The following is a 22,383-nucleotide window of genomic DNA, read 5'->3' on the forward strand; positions in this document are numbered from 1 at the left end:
TCCTTTTTCTATTAGCTTAATGCCATGATAGCATCGATAAAAAGTTTCTTTGTGAAGTAACCGTTACTAATGAGATAGACTGTGTGGCGAGCATTAGCCACCATCTGTGCATACTGCTCCTCGGTACATTCTTGAACGCAACGGTCTGCTTCTTCCAGACTTGAAACGACGAAGCCTAGACCATGTTCTTTGATATAGTCTGCATTTGAGAGGTAGTCAGGTACAACAACTGGGAGACCTGCAGCTAAGTAAGTAGAGAGTTTATAAGAGATGTTCATCTTATAGTAGTCAAGCTCGTCCTCTGGTTTTTCCGAATTCCCCCAGACCAGACCAAATCCTCCCTTAGATAGTTCTAGCAAAAGCTCATGTTTATTTCGCCAGCCTTCGAGGTGGACTTTGGAATAATCCTTATCCTCTTGTTTATCTGCGTAGACGTGGAGAGGGGTCGTTTGTTTCCAGTCTAAGATATGTGGGAAACGTGTTGGGTTTCCGGCAAAAATCATTTTCTTTTGGAAAGCAGGCTGGTGCAAGTCCAGACTATGAGGTAAGTCCCAAAGTTTTTGGATAATAATCTTCTCAACTGTTAGCCCTTCCTCAATTAGTCGATCACGCATCTTTTCAGATGGAACAACGACGACATCACAGAGATTGTACATGTCAATATAAGAAGACATGAGATAGTAGTTACTATCAAACATGAGAGGTGGGACGTCATGGATAAACATAACGGTCTTAGCATTAACAGCTTTGAATTTACGGAGCAACCGGCTGTCCCACTCACTACCATTCCATGATGGAGACTGGAAGAAAACGATGTCTCCAACACTCAGTCCTGCTACAATCCCATCAAAGCGGGAATTAAGCTCTCCATCTGGCTCTTGGCTACTATCATAGAAATAAATTCCTAGTTCATTAGCACCGAGCTCTTTGGCAATCTTCATGGTATCATTTTGGGCAATCAAAGCTACACTACGTGAGGACTGGCCAAATAAATTTGTAAAATGTACGCGCATGACATACTTCTTTCTATTATACGGTAGGAAGTCCTCTACTTATAAGAAACAATCATAAAAATAAGTAAGAGGATAAAGAGGGCTATGCTGATAGCCAAGGTCAACATTTTTCGAATCGGTTGGCTAGCCCAATAACTTGGTTTACCGATATTACTAGTGGCATCCGTTGAGAAAATCTGCGTTTGACGCGGTTGGATGGTCACTAGGACGATAAGGGCAACCGAAAGAATCACTGCTAGAACCATAAATACTAACATCATAAGACTACCTCAACAAACCAATAAGGGTGAAGATCAAACCGATGATAATAACAAGTCCGAGCATGATTGAAAAGCTCTTGTTGATCTTCTCTCCTCTGGTTTCTTTTTCTTTTGTGATAGGCTTTTGCTTGAGTTCTTCCATACGGCCTTCAACGTCACCGTAGAATAAATCTTTTTTAGACATGATTTCCTCCTAAAAGTGATTGTAAGCGGTCGGCCAACTCAGAAGCAGTCAGAGTATTGGCTTGAGCTTCTTGAGCTTGCATGGCCTCTTGCATAGCTTGATTGTCGCTTAGGACCTTCTTAATCTTGGCAACCATAGCTGGATAGTTCTGACTAGCATAGATATGCTCTGGTGCTGTATAGACAGGTCCATGAGCTGTTTCTGAAAAGGCCAAAATCAACAATTGGTGTTCAAAGGCAGTCCGTGTCGCCTTATACAATTCATTATGATGGTTAATGTCCAAGTAGAGGTCAGACTCTTGATAGAGCTTGTCCAACTGCTTGTGACTAGCATTTGGATGGAGCACAACGTTTGAATAACGCATCATTGAAAGCAATCTTGGGGACATCTCAGTGACTGCTGCAATCTGGAAAGTCACATCTGGGAGTGACTCAACCAAGACTTCCAAACGCTCAATTTGGTCTGAATTCGTTGCGATAAAGGCATTACGAGGTTTACCATGATTTTCCTTGAAGTCATAGGCATAGCCAAGAGACAAGATCTTATGATGTTTGTCCTCTGGCGCCAAGGTCAAGGCTTTTTCATAAGTTGCCTTATCAGGAATGATGATGGCATTGGCTCTGGCTGAATTATCCTCCAAGATACCATTCATGTTACCTGGAAGGACATCACCCAGCGGCTCCTGCCAAACAAGGACATCAGTGGCACCTTTATTTTCCATAGTCCATGAGACGATGAAAGGTGTCGCCAAGCTATTAAAGATAATATGGTCGATATCACCAAAGACCTGAGCTAAGAAGGCTTTGATAAATTCGGTACGGTTGGCGAAACGACGAAGGGCTTGTCCTGGTAAGGTCAAGAGAATATCGCCGGTGAGATGATTTTCCAAGATACATTCGTCGCCTTCTTTGGTTTGGTAGCTGGTAAAGAGTGCCTGTCCATTCTCATCATGAGTGGTCTTGGCAAAGCAGAAACCGTACTTGTTGTAGTGGTCCACTTGGCGAATCTTACCTGACTTGTCCAACCATTCGACGCTTTTGACGATACGAGCCTTGCTACCTTCTGGGTAGGTGATGCGGGCACGTTCTTCGGTGAGGTTAGACACACGCGCCATCTGATTGTTCCCTGAAATTTCCCAAAAGGCTGGCACAGGGACTTGGTTGAAAAAGCGTGGTTTGCCTGTTTCCTCTGCTGCTTCCACATAGTAGGTGAAAGGAGAGAGAGCTCCTTGAGGGAGGAATCCATCTGGATTGATAACAACTGTTGTGGCATCGTAGCCTGCTGCCTGAAGAGAGTAAGCCAAATCCTTACTGGCTTGATTGTAGTAATCACATAAGAATATCATGAGCGTACCTCCTCAAGTAACTGTTTCCAAGCTGCCTTGACTTGACTGGTCAAGAAGCCTTTGGCAAGGTCATAAGATTTTTGACGCATGGCCTCGATATTGCCTTCTTCGTAGAGACGAACAATGGCATCCTTATAGGACTTGGTGATAACATCCACAACATGATTTTCAGCGACAGGAAGGAGATAACCGTTGACCCCGTCTTCGATAAAGGTTTGATTCCCATAAGGAACGTCAAAACCAATCATAGGAAGACCTGAACCAACCGCCTCCATGAGGGTAAGTCCAAAACCTTCACTGGTTGAAGCTGTTAGGTAGACCTCGTACTGGCTATAAATGTCAGTCAAGTCAGCGTGCCCCATGAGTCGGATATAGTCGCCAGCTTGTGCTTCGACAATAATCTCACGCAACTTGGCATCCATACTACCACTACCGTAGATATCAAAAGTGATATCTGGCAGAGTCTTATGAACCTCGATAACCGCACGAACCAACCAGTCAATGTGTTTTTCCTGAGCTAATCGTGAGGCCGTAATCATTGAGAAGGGCTTACGTGGCTTGTCCTGTCCAACCAATTCAGGCAGACTTCCAACTGGAATAGTGTAAATCTTTGGATCATGGTTGGTGTAGCGACGGAATTGTTCCTGTAAGATTTCCTTCTGACGATCAGTTGCCACGATAAAGAAATCAACCTTGTCCGCATTGGTAAATTGGTACTCGTAATAGTTATTCCAGAGAATATAGTTGTCATCAGTTTGATTGACACTAAAATGCTCAGCGTGAACAACGACACCTAGGCGAGCAGCTTGCGCTTCTTCAAAGACCAACTGACCAATACCTGTTTCACGGTCCAAAATGACCACATCATCCTTGGTTAGGGACAGACGTTTGAAGAAATATCGAAGAAATTCTTGCTTACCATAGAGAACCTGATCAGGGAAACGATAGATATCCTGATTATTGTCTCCTACAATCATGTCATAGGCTGTAGACCCATCTTCGTTATAAAAACGACGTTGGTAAACCTTAGCTTGATTGTCCTTAGGCGCAGAATACTCACTGCAATAACGAGTGTAAGAGTAAAAGTCCTTGCGCAAGAGTTTGTCATTGACAAAGTAGCTGACTGTTTCCACTGCATCTTCATCAATCGCACGAAGGTTACATGCCACCACCATATCATCTTGTGGGTAATGGTAACGAATGAGGCGGCCAGCAACTTCCTTGCGCTCAGGATTAGCAGGTAAAATAGCCTCGATTTCCGCTAGGCTAATGCTCGATGGTGCAATCTTAACATCTGTAAAATAGCTATGGAGCCAGATGATTTCGTCGTCTGCAAAACCAATCTTGCTTGTCATATGCTCGATATTATCTCCAAGGATGAGATCCATAAAGACAAATTTTGCCTCTTGTCCCATTTCCCTGAAAATCTTGGCACGGTAGGCCTGGGCATATTCGACACCACTGCTGGCCCAACCTATGCCTAAATTAATGTTATATACTGTCATAATTTCCTTATTTTATGGGAAATGGCTGATGATATCTCCTTTTTTAGTGACTTGCACCTGACTAAGGAGAAGATTACGAACCATATCCTTTCTGATTTGACGTTTCATGGCTTCAAAGCCCTTGTAAGCCTCTTGGTAATATTCAACAATCGGGTTCTTTTGACTGAGTTGTTGACTACCGATAGCCATTTGGAGTTGTTGCAGATAGTCTACCTGCTCCACCCAGTTGTCATCCACAGCCTTAAGCATGGATAGGCGTTGGAAATACTCGTTAAGTTCCTTGGTCTTCAACTCCTGCTTTTTAGCATCAAGTTCACGATAGGCAAACTGGTAGATGAGTTCCAAGACTTCCTCACGATTGTTGAGGTCCAGATCCTTAGGAATTTCATTGATGCGGAAGCTGATATTACGCAAGATAAAGTGGTAAAGATTTTCCGCTTTTGAGAAATCTTCCTCAGCCATAGCCTGGTCGATAAAGTCATCAAGAACCTCGTCGATAACAGTGTCCAAGCCTTGATTGTGGTAGATGAGGCGGTCACGTTGCGCGTAGATCATCTCACGTTGGATGTTCATACTTTCTGCAAATTCAAGAGTCTGACGACGTGAGGTACGACCAGAACTTTCACTGGCTTCTTGGGCTTTTTCAACCAATTTACGATACTTACGGCCTGTCAATTCTTTAGGCTCGATGTGATCACTAATGGCGTATTCTTTGTAAGTACGGTGAACCCAAGATGGACCGTATTTTTTAATCACGTCATCTTCAAGTGAGACAAAGAATTTAGACATACCAGGGTCACCCTGACGTCCAGAACGGCCACGGATTTGCAGGTCAATACGCTGACTTTCCATACGTTCGGTACCGATAACGACCAAACCACCGAGTTCAGCCACACCCTTACCGAGCTTGATATCTGTTCCACGTCCAGCCATTGACGTCGCAACCGTCACGGCACCCATTTGTCCTGACTCAGCAATCATCTCAGCCTCACGTGGTGCATTGTTGGCATTTAGGAGGTTATGAGCAATTCCTTCACGCAAAAGCAAAGAAGAATAAAGCTCTGACATTTCCACCGAACCAACGAAAATCAAGATTGGATTGCCTTTTTCATGATAATGCTTAACATACTCTAAAGAAGCAAAGACCTTCTCTGGCAGAGTCGCATAAATCTTATCTGGATAGTCGATACGTTGTTTCTTACGGTTGGTTGGAATTTGAATGACCTTCATACCATAGGTATCGAGAAATTCTTTTTCCGCAACCTTACCAGTACCAGTCATCCCTGAAATTTTCTTGAATTTTTTAAAGAGACTTTGATAGGTGATAGAAGCCATGGCTCTGGTTTCTTGTGACAAGGCCACTAATTCCTTGGCTTCAATGGCTTGGTGGAGTCCACCTTGGAGCTTGGTCAATTCCAAGAGACGACCTGTCGATTTATCAAGAAGGACCACTTCAGGCCCTTTCTTACCATCGCGAATGATGTAGTCCTTGTCCTTTTTATAGAGCAAGTGGGCACGAAGTGAAAAGAGCAAATGACGGGCAAAGGTACTATTTTCCTCATCGTAAAGGTTGCCGATACCGAGGTAGTTTTCAGCAGCCTTGGCACCCTTAGTGGTCAACCAAACTTCACCTTTTTCCTCTTTGAAGATGTAGTCTTCACCCTCGACCAAGGTGGTCATGAGTGTATCCATCATTCCATAGTAGTTGGACTGAACACGGGGCGCACCAGAGATAATCAAGGGTGTCTGCGCACTATCAAGAAGGACAGAGTCTACCTCATCGACGATAGCATAGTTAAAAGGACGCATGTATTTCCCGTCTTGGTTAGAAGCAAGGTTATCAATCAAATAGTCAAAACCTAGACTGGCATTGGTCGTGTAAACGATATCTGATTGATAGATGGCACGCTTTTCAGCTGGTTCCATCTCATTACTGCCTTCCACACAAGGCACACCAATCGTCAAACCTAGGAACTCATAGACCTGACCCATTTCTTCGGCGTCACGGATAGCCAAGTATTCATTGGTCGTAACGAGGATAGCCCCTTCACCTGACAAGGCATTAAGGTAGACTGGCATGGTTGCCGTCAGAGTCTTACCTTCACCGGTATTCATCTCAGCGATATGGCCTTGGTGCATGACAATCCCCCCCATAACCTGAACATCATAAGGAAACATGCCTAGCACGCGCTTATCTGCTTCACGAACAACCGCAAAGGCTTCTGGCAGGAGGTCGTCCAAGCTTTCTCCTTGGGCTAAACGCTCCTTAAATTCCTGCGTTTTATTTTTCAACTCAAGGTTGCTCAGATCGGCCATTTCATCGGCTAGGCCGTTGATTTCCTTGAGTATCTCCTTAACAGGGAGAATAGGATTCAGTTGTTTAAACATGTTCTTCTCCTGTTTCTTCCAGTTTTAAGCTGTAGAAATCCAGCTCTTTGACCCCAGCACTCAAGAGAGAAATACGATAGGTATAGGCCTCGTGAGGGTAAACAAAGGTCATGTGGGTACCTTTTTCAATGAGCTGTTTGATTTCATTGTCATAACGGTCCAAAAAGCTGACTTTCAAAAAGACTGAGCCTGTTGGGACAGCTTCGAGATTGGCCGTCAAGTCATAGCTGTGCCCCTTTTTCAAAAGTGGGAGGGCAGGCTGGGTACGACCAGCTTGATAGTTTTGGATGGCCACCCAAGACTGGATTTCCGTTCCTGATGGCACCAAAGGATTGTAAAATTGCACAGAACCATCTTGGCGTTTAACAATTTTTGAGCCATACATGTAGGCTTTGTGGTTTAAGCCCCACAAGATTTCTGATTTCTTGTTTCTGAACATTCTTACTCCTTCCTTCCAAAATCATTTTCTAAAATCATACGGTAAAAATTAACAAACCAAGTTGTCGCCGTATAAGAATCATCGTTGTGTCGACCTGACGTTCCCTTGCTGAGAATCTTAGCCCCTGAGTAATAGAGAGACTTGGTAATGTCCTCGTAGGCCGTCGGATCCATATCCTCGTCTTTCATGTAGGAAAGACCAAAAGTTGTATTTGAGAAGTCTGCTTTTTCAAATTTATCCCAGAACTTCTGATTAAGGGCCTCGACACCTTCATTATCCAAGCGTCCTGTCTGCAAATGCAAGACATCAATTCCTGTTGGGAAAACCTCTGGCGCCAAGAGTCTGGCACGATTACCGATAGTACCAACATTGGCTAGAGGCTTAGACATGATGATGGCGTGAGGCTCAAAGTCCGCACCATAGTACATAGATGGGAAGGTTCCCATGGACATTCCTGAGAGAATGAGCTGACTATTGTCAAAACCTAGGTAGTCCAAATAATGTTGGATGGTGTCTTTGATGCTATTTTCAAGCTCTTCAGTTCCCATATAGAAGGCTCCCCCTTGGAGACGAGGGTCTGAAAAGAGCAAGAATGGCGTTCCCATTCCCTTCATCATTCCGAAACCTTCGAAACCTTCGGCAGGACGGAAACCTGAGAAGTAAACTGACAAAGGTGGCTTGAAGTCCCCAGGATAAAAGAAATAGTTGATTTCCTGACGCTTGCTATCGTGGAGAATTCCACCACCAAGTACAAATTTCCCAAATTGGAAACGGGTCAAACGTTGGTGGAGCCCACCGATTGTAATCTGACCTTGGCCTTTCATCTCAAGACTAGCAGACAGGAGGAAGGTCGTGTCCTCATCAAGGACAATGGCTCCCTTGCGCATTTCTTCTTCTGAAACGATATAGGTCTTGAAAATCCCTGCGACCGAACCTTCTGGCAAAAGATTGAGAATCAAGCGACACTCACAAGTCTCCTCTTTTTCAAACTCCAACCAAAGCTCGATAGGATTTTCCTTGCTGGCTCTGACATTATAGGTCCAGTCCAAGACAGGACTGAAATCTTGACCATAATCACCATTTAAAATGACATTTTCATAACCATGGTAGGTCACTTGGCCAGTAAAATTGGGGTTAACCTGGGTAGTGAAAGGAAACATCTTATCCCCGTACTGCCCTGAAAAGAGCGCTTTTGAAAGGGTAAAGAGCAACTGTCCTTGATTTGAAAAATCAGTCGGCACAGCGCACATTTCCTTGATAAACTGAGCAAGTATCTCATCTGTCACTTCAATCGTTTGATCAAAGAAAATAGTATGAGGAATCAAATGCTCTTTAATAGCCATCAATTCTTCAAGACCTGCAAGACTGTCCACAATGACAGCTGTGAAAGTCTTGATTTCGTCTTCTTCGATGGTTTCTTGCAAGGTCTCAAGCTGACCAAGATTGCAATAATACCATTTCATATTTTCAGGAATTTCCTGATTTTCTGACCAGTTGGATGACCCAACTTGTAGTATTTTCAGGCGATTATCCTTGGTCATTCTGCTCCTCCTTCAACCAATTTTCCCATTTTTGCACCAAACGGTCTCCCGTATTTTCCTTAATTTTCTCAATTGAGTAGATAAGGGAACGGTTCCAGTTGTTCAACTGTCCCAAATAGTAGTAAGCCCCTTTTTCAAAATCGGACAAGTGCTTCAAGATATAACCATTTTCTTGGTGAGTCACATACTCAGATGCCACACGGTTAATTTGTGGAATACCAGCACTAATCCCTGCAATTTGTGTATAACGATTAGGCTCCTTGCTCAAGTCGACAATGAGTCGTGTAAACTGAAGAGCCTTAATAAGGGCAGTCTCGTCACGCAGGTCTTGGAAAGAAAATCGGCTTACGATTTCATTATTTTCTTCCAATTTATTTTCTGCACCACTACTTTCGACAACCTCTTCAAAGACTTCTGGACTCAATCGTTCTTCAATCATTCTTTCCACTTGATTTTGCAGGCTAGCAAGTTGCTCTGGATTGGCATTAAAAGCCCCAAACTCAACCTGTGTCTTTGGATACTTAGCCACAAAAGCCAGTACCTGATAAATAGCCTCTAAATCCAATTGGTCAAAGTCAACCTGATAGAAGATCTTAGACTCTTTAACACGTTGACTGGTTCCCAAAGCCAAACGGGTATCGAAGGAAGCCATGTGTTTGAGTTTCTTAGCCTCTTCTGGATAGGCAACTTGAAGTTGCTCCAAGTAATCGTAACGATCAGCAATCAACAAGTCCACTTGTGGCAGAAAAGCTCCATAGGTGTCAATACTATCGTCCTGATTACGTTCTGCGAACCAAGTCAAAATCTTAGTGTTGGCTGCTGGCAAGTGGTCGAAGAGGTGTTTGTTATGACGCGAATCTGAGGCGATAACAAAACGGTCCTCTGCTTCTACCTTTTCTTCCAAGAATTTAGTCAAAAATTCCCAGATAACTTCTGAAAGATCACCATAGTAACTCTTATTAAAACGACCTTCCGTACGAGGGTTGGCTACAATCCCACGACCATCAAAGAAGTGACAAAGCTGCCAAACTCCCTTGGCATTAAGGTAGTTTCGATAGCTTGGTTGTCCATCTTCATAATAGAGACTACTTGAAATAAAGCCGCGGTCATCATAGATGTCTTCACGAATGATTTGCTCATCCTTATAGTAGCGAATCATGCCAATAAAGCCTTCTGAACCGAACTCAATCTCGGCATAACGCTTGTGTTGGCATTGCACCACGATAGCAAATGGTGTGTGAACAAAGGTAGAGCCTTCTGGCCATTCCAAATCTGTCACCTGAAGGTTTTTCATTTCTTCATCAGTGATACCCTGAATCAAGTCAAAAATAGCCGTATAACCAACTTCCAAGACATCATGACGATGTAGGAAATAACGCAAATGCGGTTGGTAGGCCAAAAGCAAAAGCTGAGGAGCTAAATCCTCATCCTGAAAAATACGAACTTGGTGCAAGCTGTCATCAAATTCGATTTTTTGGTGGATACGGTACCAAGGATCAATAACCGTCTTCCAAAATTCGTCCGTCTGTCCATACCAAGCTGGAATAAAATAATACATGAGTTCTCCTTCATTGTCTTTTCATCACAATACTTGAGATTGAGGGGCAGACCGATCACGCATCACCAGCCTGCCTCTCAACCCCACGAGGGGTGAGATATTATACATTTTCAAAAAGTGGGGTGTAGGAAGTGTTAAGCTTCAAGGCTTTCATTTCCTCGTTAACGTTGTAAATCATACCGCTAAAAATCAAGAACGTCCCAGGAATCATACTAAGCTGCAGGTAATCTGGATTGACCAAGATAATGAGCATCGGAGCACCTGCCATAAAGAGCATATAAAGGGCACCGATGAAACCAAGTCTAAGGACCAAATGGTTGATATAGGCACTGGTTTCTTGTCCTGGATAAACGCCGTAGATGTACTCACCTGACTTGCGCATACGCTCAGAGATTTGCTCACCAGAGACATTAACAAAGGCAAAGGCTAACCCTAGAACGAAGAGCATGACCAGATAAACAACCAACCAGAGAGGTTGACCGACCGTCAAGGCCTTGATGGCACCACTGGTCCACTTGTTTTCAGGATGGATAAATTGAATTAGCATAAAGACGTACTGCGGAATACTGACTAGGGACATGGCATACATGAAAGGCATCCCTCCGGCTGGATTCAACATAATATCCAAGTAAGAATACTGTTTGAAGCGGTTATGAATATTGATTTTATTGATTGAGATACGGTATCTAGCCCTCTGCACAACCCCTGAAACATAGAGGAATACTAAACTGAACAGAATCAGAGGAAGTAAGACATTCCAACCAATACCTAATTTTTCAATACTATCCATGATTTGATAAGGCAGATTGGCCATCATACTTGCCATCAAGATGACAATGGAGCCCCCAATCCCAAAGAGGGAGTTGAGGTCTGATAACCAAACCAAGAAAAAGGTACCGGCAATCAATAAAATGGTATTCATAAAAATAGCGAGACTAGCATTAACCCCTGAGACGATAGGTAAATTCAATGATACTGCCAAAGATTGAACAATGGCAATCCCCAGGGCCAAATACATGCGTCTACGGTCCTGAATCTCAATGGGAAGATTTTTCAAGCCCATTTTCTTAGAGAAAGAAAACATCTGCCAGAGAATCATGGCCGACATCCAGGGCGACAAGCCCACTGAAAAAAGAGACATGGACCTGAGGTTTCCACCCATCATGGCACTAGAGAAAGCCAAGGAACCGATGGCTCCCCCAAAGATATTTGCATTTTTCAAATCTACAAACGGTAGAACCAATTGATTTCCCAAACAATAAATAAAGAGGAAAAAGAGGGTCCATAAGACACGTTTGGTGATTATCGATTGACTAATTTTTTTCACTATTACTCCTATTTCCTGCCCATAGACAGGCTGATGTTATTTCGATTGAAACGAGACAGAGACGCCATTTCAGCCTACTTATCCAAACAAAGGATTACAGGCTCTTCTTACGCATTTGGCGAATGGTCTCAGCCATCTCTTTCCAACGATCTCTTGAGTAGGTTTGTTGGTTATGCTTGGTTGACTTGAGGTCCTCAAACCCTAAAATCGGTTTATTTTCAAACCTAAAGGCATCAAGAATCTCCACTACCTTTCTTCCTGGATTGATATCCAAAAGCAAGTCACTGGTCCGCACCAATTCCAAATCTAGCCCGTTTAAGCCCGCAATGGCTGAGTAAACCGTCACATTTGGATAGGTAATCAATTGGGCCAGTTTATCTGTCACATGCTGGCGAGAGGCAATTTTAAACTGTACCTTAGGAAGGGCTGAGATAAGATCCGTCAAATGCGGAATTTCTGAAATGTTGGTGTAGACCAAGCAAGTGAATGGACGACCCTTAGGATAAATCATGTCCTCTGAAAGTGGCGATAAAGCAGCATTTTCAGCGACCCCTGACCAATCCATTTGAGCATAGAACCACCAGACCTCACGATAGGCTTGGCAGGCTAAAGGCAACCAAGGCTTACGATGTGAGGCATAATGCAGAACCTTAGGATAGTCTTGACCATTTGGCAAATGGAAGCCAGCTAGACTAGACTTGGTGACCGCATAGTTGTTATCAAAAGACAAAGGCAACCAGTTGTTACGGAAGACCATGTTTAGAATGGACTGCTCTGCAAATGGGACCTTGTCATGCCATTCGCTGGTCATGTCAATCAAGTGGCGTCTCATGTTGTACTGCTTCCAATAAGTCGTATCAATCACCATGAAGCCTGCATCAAACATTGCCTGGCGGTCCTGAACCTGAATGGCATAGTCACGCACAGCAGCCAAAGAACGCCCCTTCAAATCAAGGGTAAAGAGGTCCTCTAGAGAACCTGTAACCACCATGTCACTATCCAAATAGAGAGCTCGTTCCTCAGACACAAAGTCCGCCACAAAATAGCGTAGGTAACTAGCATAATTGCTATTGGTCTTGTATTGCTTGATATGACTACTATCCACACGACAGTTAATCACTTCACTACCAAAGGCAGCCAGATGACGATTGAGCCCTCTGAACCACTCTTGAGAGAAATCATCGTTAATCAAGTAAAAACGAATATTGCGATGATGGAAAACGATAGACTTGATAGTCGTAAGCACTTGATCAACATAGGCATAGTTAGCTGCTAGAACAATGGCTTGCTTCTTAGTCTCATAACGTTGAGGAGCCAAACTCAAAACCTGGAATTTCTCCTGAATGGAGCGGTAGGCATCATAATCTGTGAGACCTTGCTCCTCCACATTTTTCAAGCAGGCCTCGAGCATCTGACGGTAGGTAACCATGTATTTTTCCAGAGGGAAACCATGGCTAGCAACAATAGCCAAGCGCTCCTCCATGGCATAAACCAAGGTCATCATCCAGTCTTGCATCCAAGTCGCTGATGGCATCTCTGGACTCTCGCGGTAAACATAAAGGCCCTTATTGAGATAAACCGTACGTTCACTCATGAGATAGGCCTTAAGGTTGAAAAAGCCGTCCTCTCCTGCATGCTCTTTTGGAAAAAGCAAATCATTAAACAGTGAACGTTTGTAGAGCTTACCTGTTGCAGAAATCAAGGCGATATTAATATTATTGGTTTCTTCAAAGAGCCCATCAATAATCTGAGCGGGTGAATAAACCTGCTCATAATAGTCTTCATCCTTGATATAAAAATAAAAGCGATCTTCCGATTCCTTATAGACACTGTAGTTGGCTACTGCGATATCCGCCTTGTGAGCCTGGAGTGTCTTATAAAGCTCCTCCAGATAAGTCGGCTCTACCCAATCCTCAGCATCCACGTAGGTAACGTAAGCTCCCTTAGCCTGACGAATACCAATATGGCGAGCATCTGAAAGCCCTCCATTATCCTTTTTGAAATAGAGAATGCGAGAATCCCTAGCAGCATAGCTACGGCAAATGGCATCACTGTCATCTATTGAGCCATAATTGATAAGGATGATTTCGAGATTTTGATAGGTCTGCCCCAGGACACTGTCTAGACAAGTCTGGAGTTGATTTTCCACATTGTAAACGGGAATAATTACGGAAATTTTTTCTGTCATTTTTTATTTCTTATTTTTTTCTAGCTAGTAAGATTTTTTCTTTTCCTGTCTTAAACCGACATAAGCTTTCCAGAAACAGTCTAAGAGTTTAATAACAACTTTTAGGTCGCAAGAGATAGGGACCTTAAACACACTCTATACACTTTTTTCCTTGCTTTTATCGAGACTTAACCATATTAAATTATACCATAGTATCACTTAATTTTCTAATAGATTAGCTTTTTTATGAGAGGTTTTTTTCAAACTAATTTCCTTTTATTTTCAGAAAAAACTGACAGTTAAAAAGCTGATACAGAGGGGATAGAAAAAGAGATAGCCCTGACGAGGAACTATCTCATAGAATGCTTAAAGGTTTTGAGCGAGGTCTCTTAAGCTCTCGACTCTTCCTACCCCTTATCCACAATTTTAATACGGCTACTACCATCATGCGACTTGATGATAGCTAGTTGTTGAGCGATGCCTTCTTTCATGTCGTCCACGTGGCTGATGACTCCGACCATTCGGTTTTCACCAATTTGTTCCAGAACCGTGATAGCCTTGGTGAGGGCTTCCTTATCAAGTGAACCGAAACCTTCGTCGATGAAGAGGGCTTCAACAACGGCACCCTTGCTGGTATTTTGCACAACTTCTGAGAGGGATAGGGCAATGGCCAGTGCGGCGATAAAGGTTTCACCACCAGACAAGGATTTAACGGAGCGTTCACTACCTGTCAACTGGTCATAGACGTTGATATCCAAGCCAAAGTGATCACGCGCCCTGCGTCCTTCCTCGCTCAAGACAAAGGAATAGCGATTATCCGTTAAGAGACCGATGTAGTTGGCATTGGCATAGTCCAAGATTTGTTGGAAATACTGACGGATAACGTAGACCTCAAGATTGAGACGACCAGTCAGAGCAGTATTTTCTCCCTTAACCACCTTAACCAAATCACTGAGTTCTTGATGGGCCTTAAAGGCCTCTTGGTTGCTGTCTTGAAGAGTTTTAGCCGCTTGGTAGGTAGCCGTCGCATCCTTAAGTCCCTTTTCCAGGACAGAGACCTGAGACAATTGTTTATCGTAACTTTCCTGCCTGATTCGAACCTCTTGTGTTAAAGCAGCTAAATCTGGTTTTTCTTGATTTTGGAGAAGCTCTTGGTTCTTACTAATCTGGGTCTGCAATTCTTGTTTAAGGGTTTGGTAACTTGTCAATTGAGCCTGAAGCTTAGGAATAGCTTGCTTGTTCACTTCAAGTAGCCAAAGCTGGATTTGTTCTAGGTCATTGGTGAGCGCCACTTCAGCCTTAAGACTTTGATTTAATTCAGCCGATAGACGCTTCGTTTCTTGGCTGGTCTTTTCTTTAGACTTGGTCAAGCTCTCAAGTTGCCCCTTGATGCCTTGAATGTCGGCATGAAGTTGGTTGTAGGCTTCACCATTTTCCTTGACCTGCTTATTATAGAGGTCCAACTCCTGCTTCGCAAGGGAAATTCGTTCTTGATAGACCTCTACAGACTCCAGCTCTGGATGAGCTTCCTGCAAGTCTTTTAGGCGCTCCTTAGTTTGGTCAAGCGCTGACTTGGCCTCTTGATAGCTCTTAGCCAAATCTGTCGCTTTTTCTTGGGCCTTAGCTAACTCCTCTTGATAATGGACAAGGTCTGCTTCTTCCTTATCATAGCGTTTTTGGAGTTCTTGATAATGCTTCTCAACAGCACTCAACAAGGTTTGCCCACGGTCAGCTCCATAGTCCTCTGAAAAGTCAAAATCAAACTGCCCCTCAACTTGCTCTTCGAGTTCTTGATAGTGTTTTTCAAGAGTCAGCTTAACTTTAGCCACTTGGTCAAGCAGATCTTGGCGCTTAGTCTCAACTTCACTCAATCTAGCCTGACGGTTTGACAAGGTAGCGACTTGCTTTTCTTTTTGAGCTTGAAGTTCCTCCACCTGATTCATGAGATCCTTCAAGGCCGCTTCATCAGCCTGTGTCCCATCGACCTTAGGATGATCCAAGGAACCACAGACCATACAGGGCTGTCCATCCTCTAATTCTGCCTGCAGCTGGGCAATCATGAGCTGACGTCGTGAAGCCAAAGTCGTTCTTAACTTCTCTTCCAATCTTTTGAGAATTTCTTGAGCTTGATCACTATCCAAAGATAAGGTTTGATGACGCTTTTCCGTCTTTGCCAACTCCTGATTCAAGCCCTCTATTTCTTTAAGATCCTGAGCCAGCTGCTTATCCACACTGTAGCCCACAGACTGGAGGAGTTTTTCAGCCTCATGCAAACTCTCTAAACCAAGACGATTGGCCTCCAAATCTGACAAGGACTGGGAAAGGAGCTCAATCTCTTTCGAAGCCCGCTGATAGGTTTCTTCTAACCTCTTGTAGTTAGCACTCGACTGTTTGATTTTCTCCTGCTCTTGGGCAAGACTCTGGGCATAGATAATAGCCTCTTTCCACGCTTCCAGTTTCCCTTCTTTTTGAAGAAAATCCTCAGATTGAGTTGCAAGCGTCTCTTTTTGAGCCTTGACTTCCTCAAAAGCCTGCTCCTGAGCACTTAGCGCCTCCTGAGCAATTTCAAGGTCTTGCTCTACTTGCAACAACTGCTTCTGATACTGCTTCAAGCTGCTGATGGTTTCCTGCAGCCCTTGGGCGAACTGCAATTCCTCCAGATGCGATTTCGCCTCTGCTTGTCCCTGAGCCCCTTCCTCAATTTCTAGACGGTAACGCTCCTTGGCTTGCTCCAATTCTTGGAAAATCTTTGCTACATCTTGTGCAGTTTGTAAGCTCTTTTGCAGCTTAGCCAAATCCTCATGGGCATCCTTCAAAATGCTTTTCTGCTCTTCAAGATTTTCTTGACGTTGTGCCAAAAGTTCTTCGAGGCGTGCTAATTTTTCAGAAGCTGGTGTTTGGGCCAAAACAGCTAATTCTTCCTCAGACCAAACCTGACTGGCAAAATGGCCATCTAACTGAGCCTGGCGCTTCTCCATATCCTTGTTGCTCTGACGAAGACGCTCTTCCAAGCTCTTTTGAAAACGGTCAAAAATACCTGTTCCAAAGATTTTCTTCAAAATTTGAGTCTTGGTCTTGGAATCTTCTTTCAAGAAACGGCTGAAATCATTTTGCGGAAGGAGGATAATCTGTTTGAACTGCTCGGCATTGAGACCCAAAATCTGCTCAATCTGGTCACTAACTTCCTTGATTTTATCCCCAAGCTTTTCAATTTCCTGACCACCAATCTTATCCACAATGACTAAGGAAGCCGTTGCTTTTTGTATGGTCGTACCACCACCCCGCTTGGCCCTCTCCTGCTGGAGAACTCGCTCAATGCGATAAAGGTGGTTGCCCTGTTGAAAGTAAAAAGTCACCTTGGTCAAATCATCCTCTGGACCAGCAAAGGTCGACCGCATCTCCTCAACATTACGATCACCACTGGTCGTCGCAAACAAGGCCACTGTCATAGCGTCAAAGAGAGTACTCTTACCAGCCCCTGTGTCACCACCAATCAAAAAGAGGGGAGCATGGTCAAACTGGGTGAAATTGATGACTTCCTTACGATAAGGTCCAAAATTGGTCAATTCTAACTGAACTGGTCTCATTGTCGGCTCCTTCCAATCTCCTCAAAAATACTTTCCACAAGGGCCTTTTGTCTCTCAGACAAGACCTCGCCCCCAGTCACTGTCTGGTAAAAATCAGAGACAATTTCCTGTGGAGACTGCATTTCCAAATCTTTTAAGTGCTGATCTACAGTCAAGCTTTCTTCCCTGGAATCACCAAGACGACTGAAAGTGATTTCTACAATATCTGTCCCATAAATTTCTTCCAGACGGGCACGCACATTGATACCCTCTAATTCCTTACGACTGGACAGTTGAATATCAAAGGCAAACCAAGCCTTTTGACAAGGTTGGTTCTTATAAAATTCGGATGACATCAAGGTTTCAAAAGGTTCCTGCAGGGTCACAATTGGCCGTCTGACCTCTAAAGGATGGAAGGTCTGGGACAAGTCACCAGACGCATCCAATTCAAGAATATAAACACCCTTTTCTTCCTTACGTTTGGCTTCTTTAACATTAAAGGCGACTGGACTACCTGAATATTGCACGCGCTGGGTCGGACTGGCAAAGCGCGTATGGATATGCCCCAAAGCGACATAATCAAAAGCCTTGAAAAGGTCACTGGTCACATTGGTAAGCCCACCCACCGTATTGCTGGTTTCAGACAACATCAATTCTCGTAAACTTTGACCATCTTGGTCCTCTTTTTTAGAAACTGCAAAATGCGTCACCAAAATATGGGCCTTGTCAGGATCAAAGGCTTTTTCCATATCCTCAAGAATGTAGGCCAAGGCATCACCAATCCCCTGAATCTCCTTATCCCCATCATCCTTATAATAAATCCGAGCATCAATAGGATCAATAAAGGGAAGAAGAAAAATCTGGCAATCCTCCAACTCAACCGGCTCAAAGGCCTCCTCCAAACGTGTGCTTAAATGAAGACCCTGAGGTTGAAAAAAGTCTCGCCCAAAATGCAAGCGTTCAGCCGCATCGTGATTGCCACTGATGGCATAGACAGGAATCTGCTCCTCTAAGACCAAACGTGCCAAAGTCTTATTAAAAAGTTTAATCGCATCCACAGGCGGCACCGCACGGTCATAGAGATCCCCAGCAATGATGACCCCATCCACCTGTTCACGAATTGCCAAATCCACTATCTGTTGGAAGGCCCACTCCTGCTCCTCCAGCAAAGACCAGCCATTGAGGGTTCGCCCCACATGCCAATCTGACGTATGTAAAAACTTCATGACAGTCTCCTCATTCGTTTTGTCTTACTCTATTGTACCTTATCAAGCCGAATACTGCTTAAAAGATTCATGGCTTTGATAGTTTTCCCACTTTTTATCTAAAAAGACCAAAAAATCTCTCCCGAGCAATTCACTCGAGAGAGATTTTATTTTTAGAATTTATGAGAGATAAGGTGTGGAAATCTTAGTCTTGGTTTTTACGACGATTCATAGCCGCAAGTCCTGACATGAGTCCCATAACAACAACACCCATTGCTGCGAGGTTGTTATCTGTCTCACCTGTTACTGGCAATTGTTCGTCGCCTTCTTTAGCTTTATCAGAACCATCTGCCTTCTTACCATCTTTGTTTCCAGATTTCTTCTTATCTGAACCTTTACCATCTGAAGCGCCATCAGCTGCTGAGCCAGATCCAGAACCTTTAGAACCCTTAGATCCGTTTGAAGTTGCTTTGACAGCTTTAGATGTTGAGCTTCCAGATTGTCCGCCATTACCGTTTGATGGTGTTGAGCCATCTTCGACCTTACGGTAGATGTAAGTCACGACTGTTTGACCTTCTGTCATCTTGTCTGTAGATTTACCTTCTTGACGAATCAATTCGTATTTCACACCGTTACGGTAGATGTAGCGATCACCATGAACATCAACTTCAGCACCAACAGAGTTAGTGATAACAAGTGGCATCTTGATTTGGTTACCATACTCGTCACGGTAGATAACGACGATAGTACCAACTTCTTTGTTAACTGCTGGTTTAGCAGGTTCTGCGTTAACAACCTTGTAAACAACCTTTGTATCTTCACCTGGGTTGCTTGGTGTCACACCTGTCTTATCAGCCTTGTAACCTTTCACTTCAGGAACAAGTGTCATAGCAGCCTTAGTTGGATCGTTAGGATCATTTGTGTAAGTAACTGCTTCAACACCCGGGATTGGATTACCTTTTTCGTCAACGGCAATAATCTTACCGAATTTAGTGTAAGTAACAGTCTCAACCTTGCTGTCCATAGTGACATCTTGAGAAGCCACACGACCTTTATCTGCGAAGTAACCGTTTACCATTGGTGTAATCACGATATCAAACTTAGTCTTATCTGCCTTCCATTCACCTGCAGTAAGAATATCACCTGTTACAGAGTCAAGCGTCAATGAACGTTTCCATTGTGCTTTCTGAACACTGTCTGCTGGCAATTTAGCATTGCTATCTTTGCTTGCATAGTGAACAGTGTATGTCACATCTTTAAGGTAAGCATCCTTAGCTGGCCATTTTGGACCGTTTGGTTGGTTAGGATAGATTGGTGTTCCTGGTTCGTGAGCATTGTCTGGATTAAAGTCAAGTGCTACACGTTTGAAGCTTACTGTCCAAGCTTGGTCAACTGTGCTATCCAAGTCAAAGCTTGCACCAGCTGGGTAACCATCTGTTACAAGGACATAGCCAAGGTCTTGATAGTGTTTGATACGTTCAGCTGTTGAATAGTTAACCGCTTCACCAGACTTACCAGCCAAAGCAACAGTTTCAAGGGTTGAACCACTTGTTTCATCACGGTAAACAACACTTGCTTTTTGATCGTTCTTAACGTAAACAACCTTAGTATCGCTAGACAAGTCACCTGGTGTTGCAGGTACTACCTTAGCAGTGTAACCTGGGATAGTTGGCAAGTTCTTGTCAACTGCAATCATCTTAGTTGGATCGTTAGGATCATTGATGTAGGCAGTATCAGAGACACCTGCAATTGGCTTACCATTTTCATCAACAATGACAAATTTACCAAAGGCCTTATACGTTACGGTGTCAGTTGCTTCTGGAGCATCTGGAGTTACTGTCTTACCACCTGCTACCGCTTTATCGGCAAAGTAGCCATTAACAACAGGAACCTTAACTGTACCGTAAGTGTGGCTAGTTACCTTCCAAGTCACCTTACCAGTCGCTTGGTTATCCTTACCTGCAAAGGTATAGTCAGATTTCACATCTGCAGCTGGAGTTTTATCGCCAGCACCTTGGAAGGTAACTGTTTGTTTCGTTGCCTTAGTCACATCGTTAACGATTGCTACGTAAACGACACGAGTGTCTTCACCTGGATTTGATGGTGATGCAGGGACAACCTTAACAGTGTAACCAGGAATACTTGGAAGCGTCTTGTCGATGGCAATCATCTTAGTCGCATCATTAGGATCGTTAGTGTAGGCAGTTGTTGATACACCTGGAATTGGATTGCCATTTTCATCCACAGCGATAAATTTACCAAAGGCTTTGTATGTCACTGCGTCTGTCGCATTTGGTGCATCTGGAGTAACTGTCTTGCCACCTGCTACGGCTTTATCTGCATAGTAACCAATGACAACTGGAGTCTTAACTGTGCCGTAAGTATGGCTTGTTGCTGTCCAAGTTGTTGTATTAGTTGTAGGATCTTCTTTACCGTTGAAGCTAAAGTCATTTTGAGTGTTAGCAGCTGGTGTCTTCGTATCAGCACCAGTGTAAGTTACTGTTTGACTTGTTGCTTTTGTGACATCTTTAGTGTCTTTTTCAACGATAATGTGGTAACGGTAACCTGGAGCTAGGTATTGACCACCACCATTGGCATCAATTGAAGCATCCAATCCTTGTGAACCGTTAGCAAATTGAACAAGGTCAACAACACGACTTTGGTTAAAGTCCCAAGTACGATCTGAGCGAATGGTTGCAATACCATTTGTATAGTCATATTGACGTTCTGACTTCAAAACATCTACATAAGCATTAGCTTTAGATTTGTCAGCAGAGGCATATTTGATGCGGTATCCTGCTGGTACTGGTGGAAGTTCTGTTACACCAGCATCGTAGATTTTATTGTAAGTCTTACCGTTTGCTGTGATTGTTTCAGTTGAGTTGTTGATACGATATGTTGAAGATCCTGGAATCTTGTTTCCTGCTTCATCAACGTAGTCAATAATACCAAGGTTGGCATAGTTTACGACAACCATGTAGTTACCATTTGTAATGTAGTCATAAGGTCTCATAACCCCACGGTTATCACGACCGACTTTGAGGTGGTTGATGTAATCAATGTTAACAAAGTATTGTTGACGTTCTGGCAAATAGGCAAGTTTATAGCCGAGGTTTGTCAAGTCAGGGTTTGTTGAGCTTGCTCCAGCATTTGTCAAAACAGCAACCGCATCAGCTGTACGAAGACTACGGTTTGATACCGCAAGTCCCATAGCATTGATGAGATTTTCAGAGTTAAGGCTTGCTTCAGCAGCATTCAATTCACTGCTTGTCACGGCCAACTCACTAGTCGCCACTTTAAGGACGCTATTTACAGCATTGGTTGTAGACTCTGCGCTGGCAGTTTCTGCTGCAGTCGCAACTGAAGCTGCTGCACTTGTTTGTGCTGATACTTGACCAGCAACAGGAACTTCGGCTACTGCTGTTGAGCTAAGAGCTTGGGCGCTAGTCGCTACAGATGAAGCAGTCGCTGCTGCAGATTCAGAGCTCGCTTGCGATGCAGCCTGAGAAGCTGCTTCTGAACTAGCTGCTGTTTGACTAGTTGTTGAAGCTGTTTGGCTGTTTTGAGCTGCTGATTGTGGTTGTTCACTAGCCAAAGCTACAGTAGAGACTGAACTTGGTGCGTTTTCTGTTGTTGCTGGCGCTACTGATGCTGTCGTTGGTGTTGATTGCTCCACGACTACATCTGGCTCAGCAGTTGTTTCCATACCTGCGGTAGTTGGTGCTACCGTTTCATCAGCTTGGGCACCCTGTGCATTTGAGAAGATTGAAACTCCCAAAAGGACAGAGGCTACACCAAAGCTGTATTTTCTTAATGAAAAACGTTGGCGTTTATTAAACATATCTCTCATAATAATAAATTTCCTCAATATCCAAATTACTTTAT

Annotated in this window: 14 protein-coding genes; all 14 read right to left on the reverse strand. The window is 43.6% G+C overall.

The window, feature by feature from the left end; translation table 11 throughout:
* Nucleotides 1-11: 11 nt before the first annotated feature.
* The 14 genes from HMPREF1519_RS07135 to HMPREF1519_RS07200 all read right to left on the reverse strand — a co-directional run bounded on the left by HMPREF1519_RS07135 (nucleotide 12) and on the right by HMPREF1519_RS07200 (nucleotide 22,348).
* Nucleotides 12-1,013: a sugar transferase gene (locus tag HMPREF1519_RS07135; RefSeq protein WP_037611709.1), complete on the reverse strand. Its 1,002-nt coding sequence runs from the start codon at nucleotides 1,011-1,013 to the stop codon at nucleotides 12-14.
* A gap of 35 nt (nucleotides 1,014-1,048) precedes the next feature.
* The gene (gene asp5 / locus HMPREF1519_RS07140; RefSeq protein ID WP_002883546.1) at nucleotides 1,049-1,273 is read right to left on the reverse strand and encodes an accessory Sec system protein Asp5; all 225 of its coding nucleotides are present in this window, start codon (nucleotides 1,271-1,273) and stop codon (nucleotides 1,049-1,051) included.
* Between the two features lie 4 nt (nucleotides 1,274-1,277).
* Complete coding sequence (asp4, locus tag HMPREF1519_RS07145) at nucleotides 1,278-1,457, reverse strand: accessory Sec system protein Asp4 (protein ID WP_002883547.1); 180 nt, start codon at nucleotides 1,455-1,457, stop codon at nucleotides 1,278-1,280.
* Nucleotides 1,450-2,802, reverse strand: coding sequence for an accessory Sec system glycosylation chaperone GtfB (gtfB, locus tag HMPREF1519_RS07150; protein WP_037611711.1), 1,353 nt, complete (start codon nucleotides 2,800-2,802; stop codon nucleotides 1,450-1,452). The genes asp4 and gtfB overlap by 8 nt, the downstream gene beginning before the upstream one ends.
* Complete coding sequence (gene gtfA / locus HMPREF1519_RS07155; protein ID WP_037611713.1) at nucleotides 2,799-4,307, reverse strand: accessory Sec system glycosyltransferase GtfA; 1,509 nt, start codon at nucleotides 4,305-4,307, stop codon at nucleotides 2,799-2,801. Before gtfA ends, gtfB begins: the two co-directional genes overlap by 4 nt.
* A 12-nt stretch (nucleotides 4,308-4,319) precedes the next feature.
* On the reverse strand, nucleotides 4,320-6,695 hold the full coding sequence (gene secA2, locus HMPREF1519_RS07160; RefSeq protein ID WP_022496491.1) for an accessory Sec system translocase SecA2: 2,376 nt from the start codon (nucleotides 6,693-6,695) through the stop codon (nucleotides 4,320-4,322).
* A complete protein-coding gene (asp3, locus tag HMPREF1519_RS07165) occupies nucleotides 6,688-7,134 on the reverse strand; it encodes an accessory Sec system protein Asp3 (protein ID WP_022496490.1) in 447 nt (148 codons plus the stop codon). The genes secA2 and asp3 overlap by 8 nt, the downstream gene beginning before the upstream one ends.
* Nucleotides 7,135-7,136: 2 nt before the next feature.
* Nucleotides 7,137-8,675, reverse strand: coding sequence for an accessory Sec system protein Asp2 (gene asp2 / locus HMPREF1519_RS07170; protein WP_037611715.1), 1,539 nt, complete (start codon nucleotides 8,673-8,675; stop codon nucleotides 7,137-7,139).
* Complete coding sequence (gene asp1 / locus HMPREF1519_RS07175; RefSeq protein WP_037611716.1) at nucleotides 8,662-10,233, reverse strand: accessory Sec system protein Asp1; 1,572 nt, start codon at nucleotides 10,231-10,233, stop codon at nucleotides 8,662-8,664. Before asp1 ends, asp2 begins: the two co-directional genes overlap by 14 nt.
* A gap of 100 nt (nucleotides 10,234-10,333) precedes the next feature.
* Nucleotides 10,334-11,560, reverse strand: coding sequence for an accessory Sec system protein translocase subunit SecY2 (gene secY2, locus HMPREF1519_RS07180; RefSeq protein WP_014634786.1), 1,227 nt, complete (start codon nucleotides 11,558-11,560; stop codon nucleotides 10,334-10,336).
* Nucleotides 11,561-11,654: 94 nt separating this feature from the next.
* Complete coding sequence (locus tag HMPREF1519_RS07185; protein WP_037611717.1) at nucleotides 11,655-13,748, reverse strand: glycosyltransferase; 2,094 nt, start codon at nucleotides 13,746-13,748, stop codon at nucleotides 11,655-11,657.
* Nucleotides 13,749-14,134: 386 nt separating this feature from the next.
* Nucleotides 14,135-17,314 carry an AAA family ATPase gene (locus HMPREF1519_RS07190; protein WP_037611719.1) on the reverse strand — a complete coding sequence of 1,060 codons (3,180 nt, stop codon included), beginning with the start codon at nucleotides 17,312-17,314 and terminating at the stop codon, nucleotides 14,135-14,137.
* The gene (locus HMPREF1519_RS07195; RefSeq protein WP_037611721.1) at nucleotides 17,311-18,519 is read right to left on the reverse strand and encodes an exonuclease SbcCD subunit D; all 1,209 of its coding nucleotides are present in this window, start codon (nucleotides 18,517-18,519) and stop codon (nucleotides 17,311-17,313) included. Before HMPREF1519_RS07195 ends, HMPREF1519_RS07190 begins: the two co-directional genes overlap by 4 nt.
* A gap of 184 nt (nucleotides 18,520-18,703) precedes the next feature.
* Nucleotides 18,704-22,348 carry a YSIRK signal domain/LPXTG anchor domain surface protein gene (locus tag HMPREF1519_RS07200; protein WP_037611723.1) on the reverse strand — a complete coding sequence of 1,215 codons (3,645 nt, stop codon included), beginning with the start codon at nucleotides 22,346-22,348 and terminating at the stop codon, nucleotides 18,704-18,706.
* Nucleotides 22,349-22,383: the final 35 nt, after the last annotated feature.

Source organism: Streptococcus sp. SR4 (genome assembly GCF_000517725.1).
In the GTDB taxonomy this organism is placed as follows: Bacteria; Bacillota; Bacilli; order Lactobacillales; family Streptococcaceae; genus Streptococcus; species Streptococcus salivarius_F.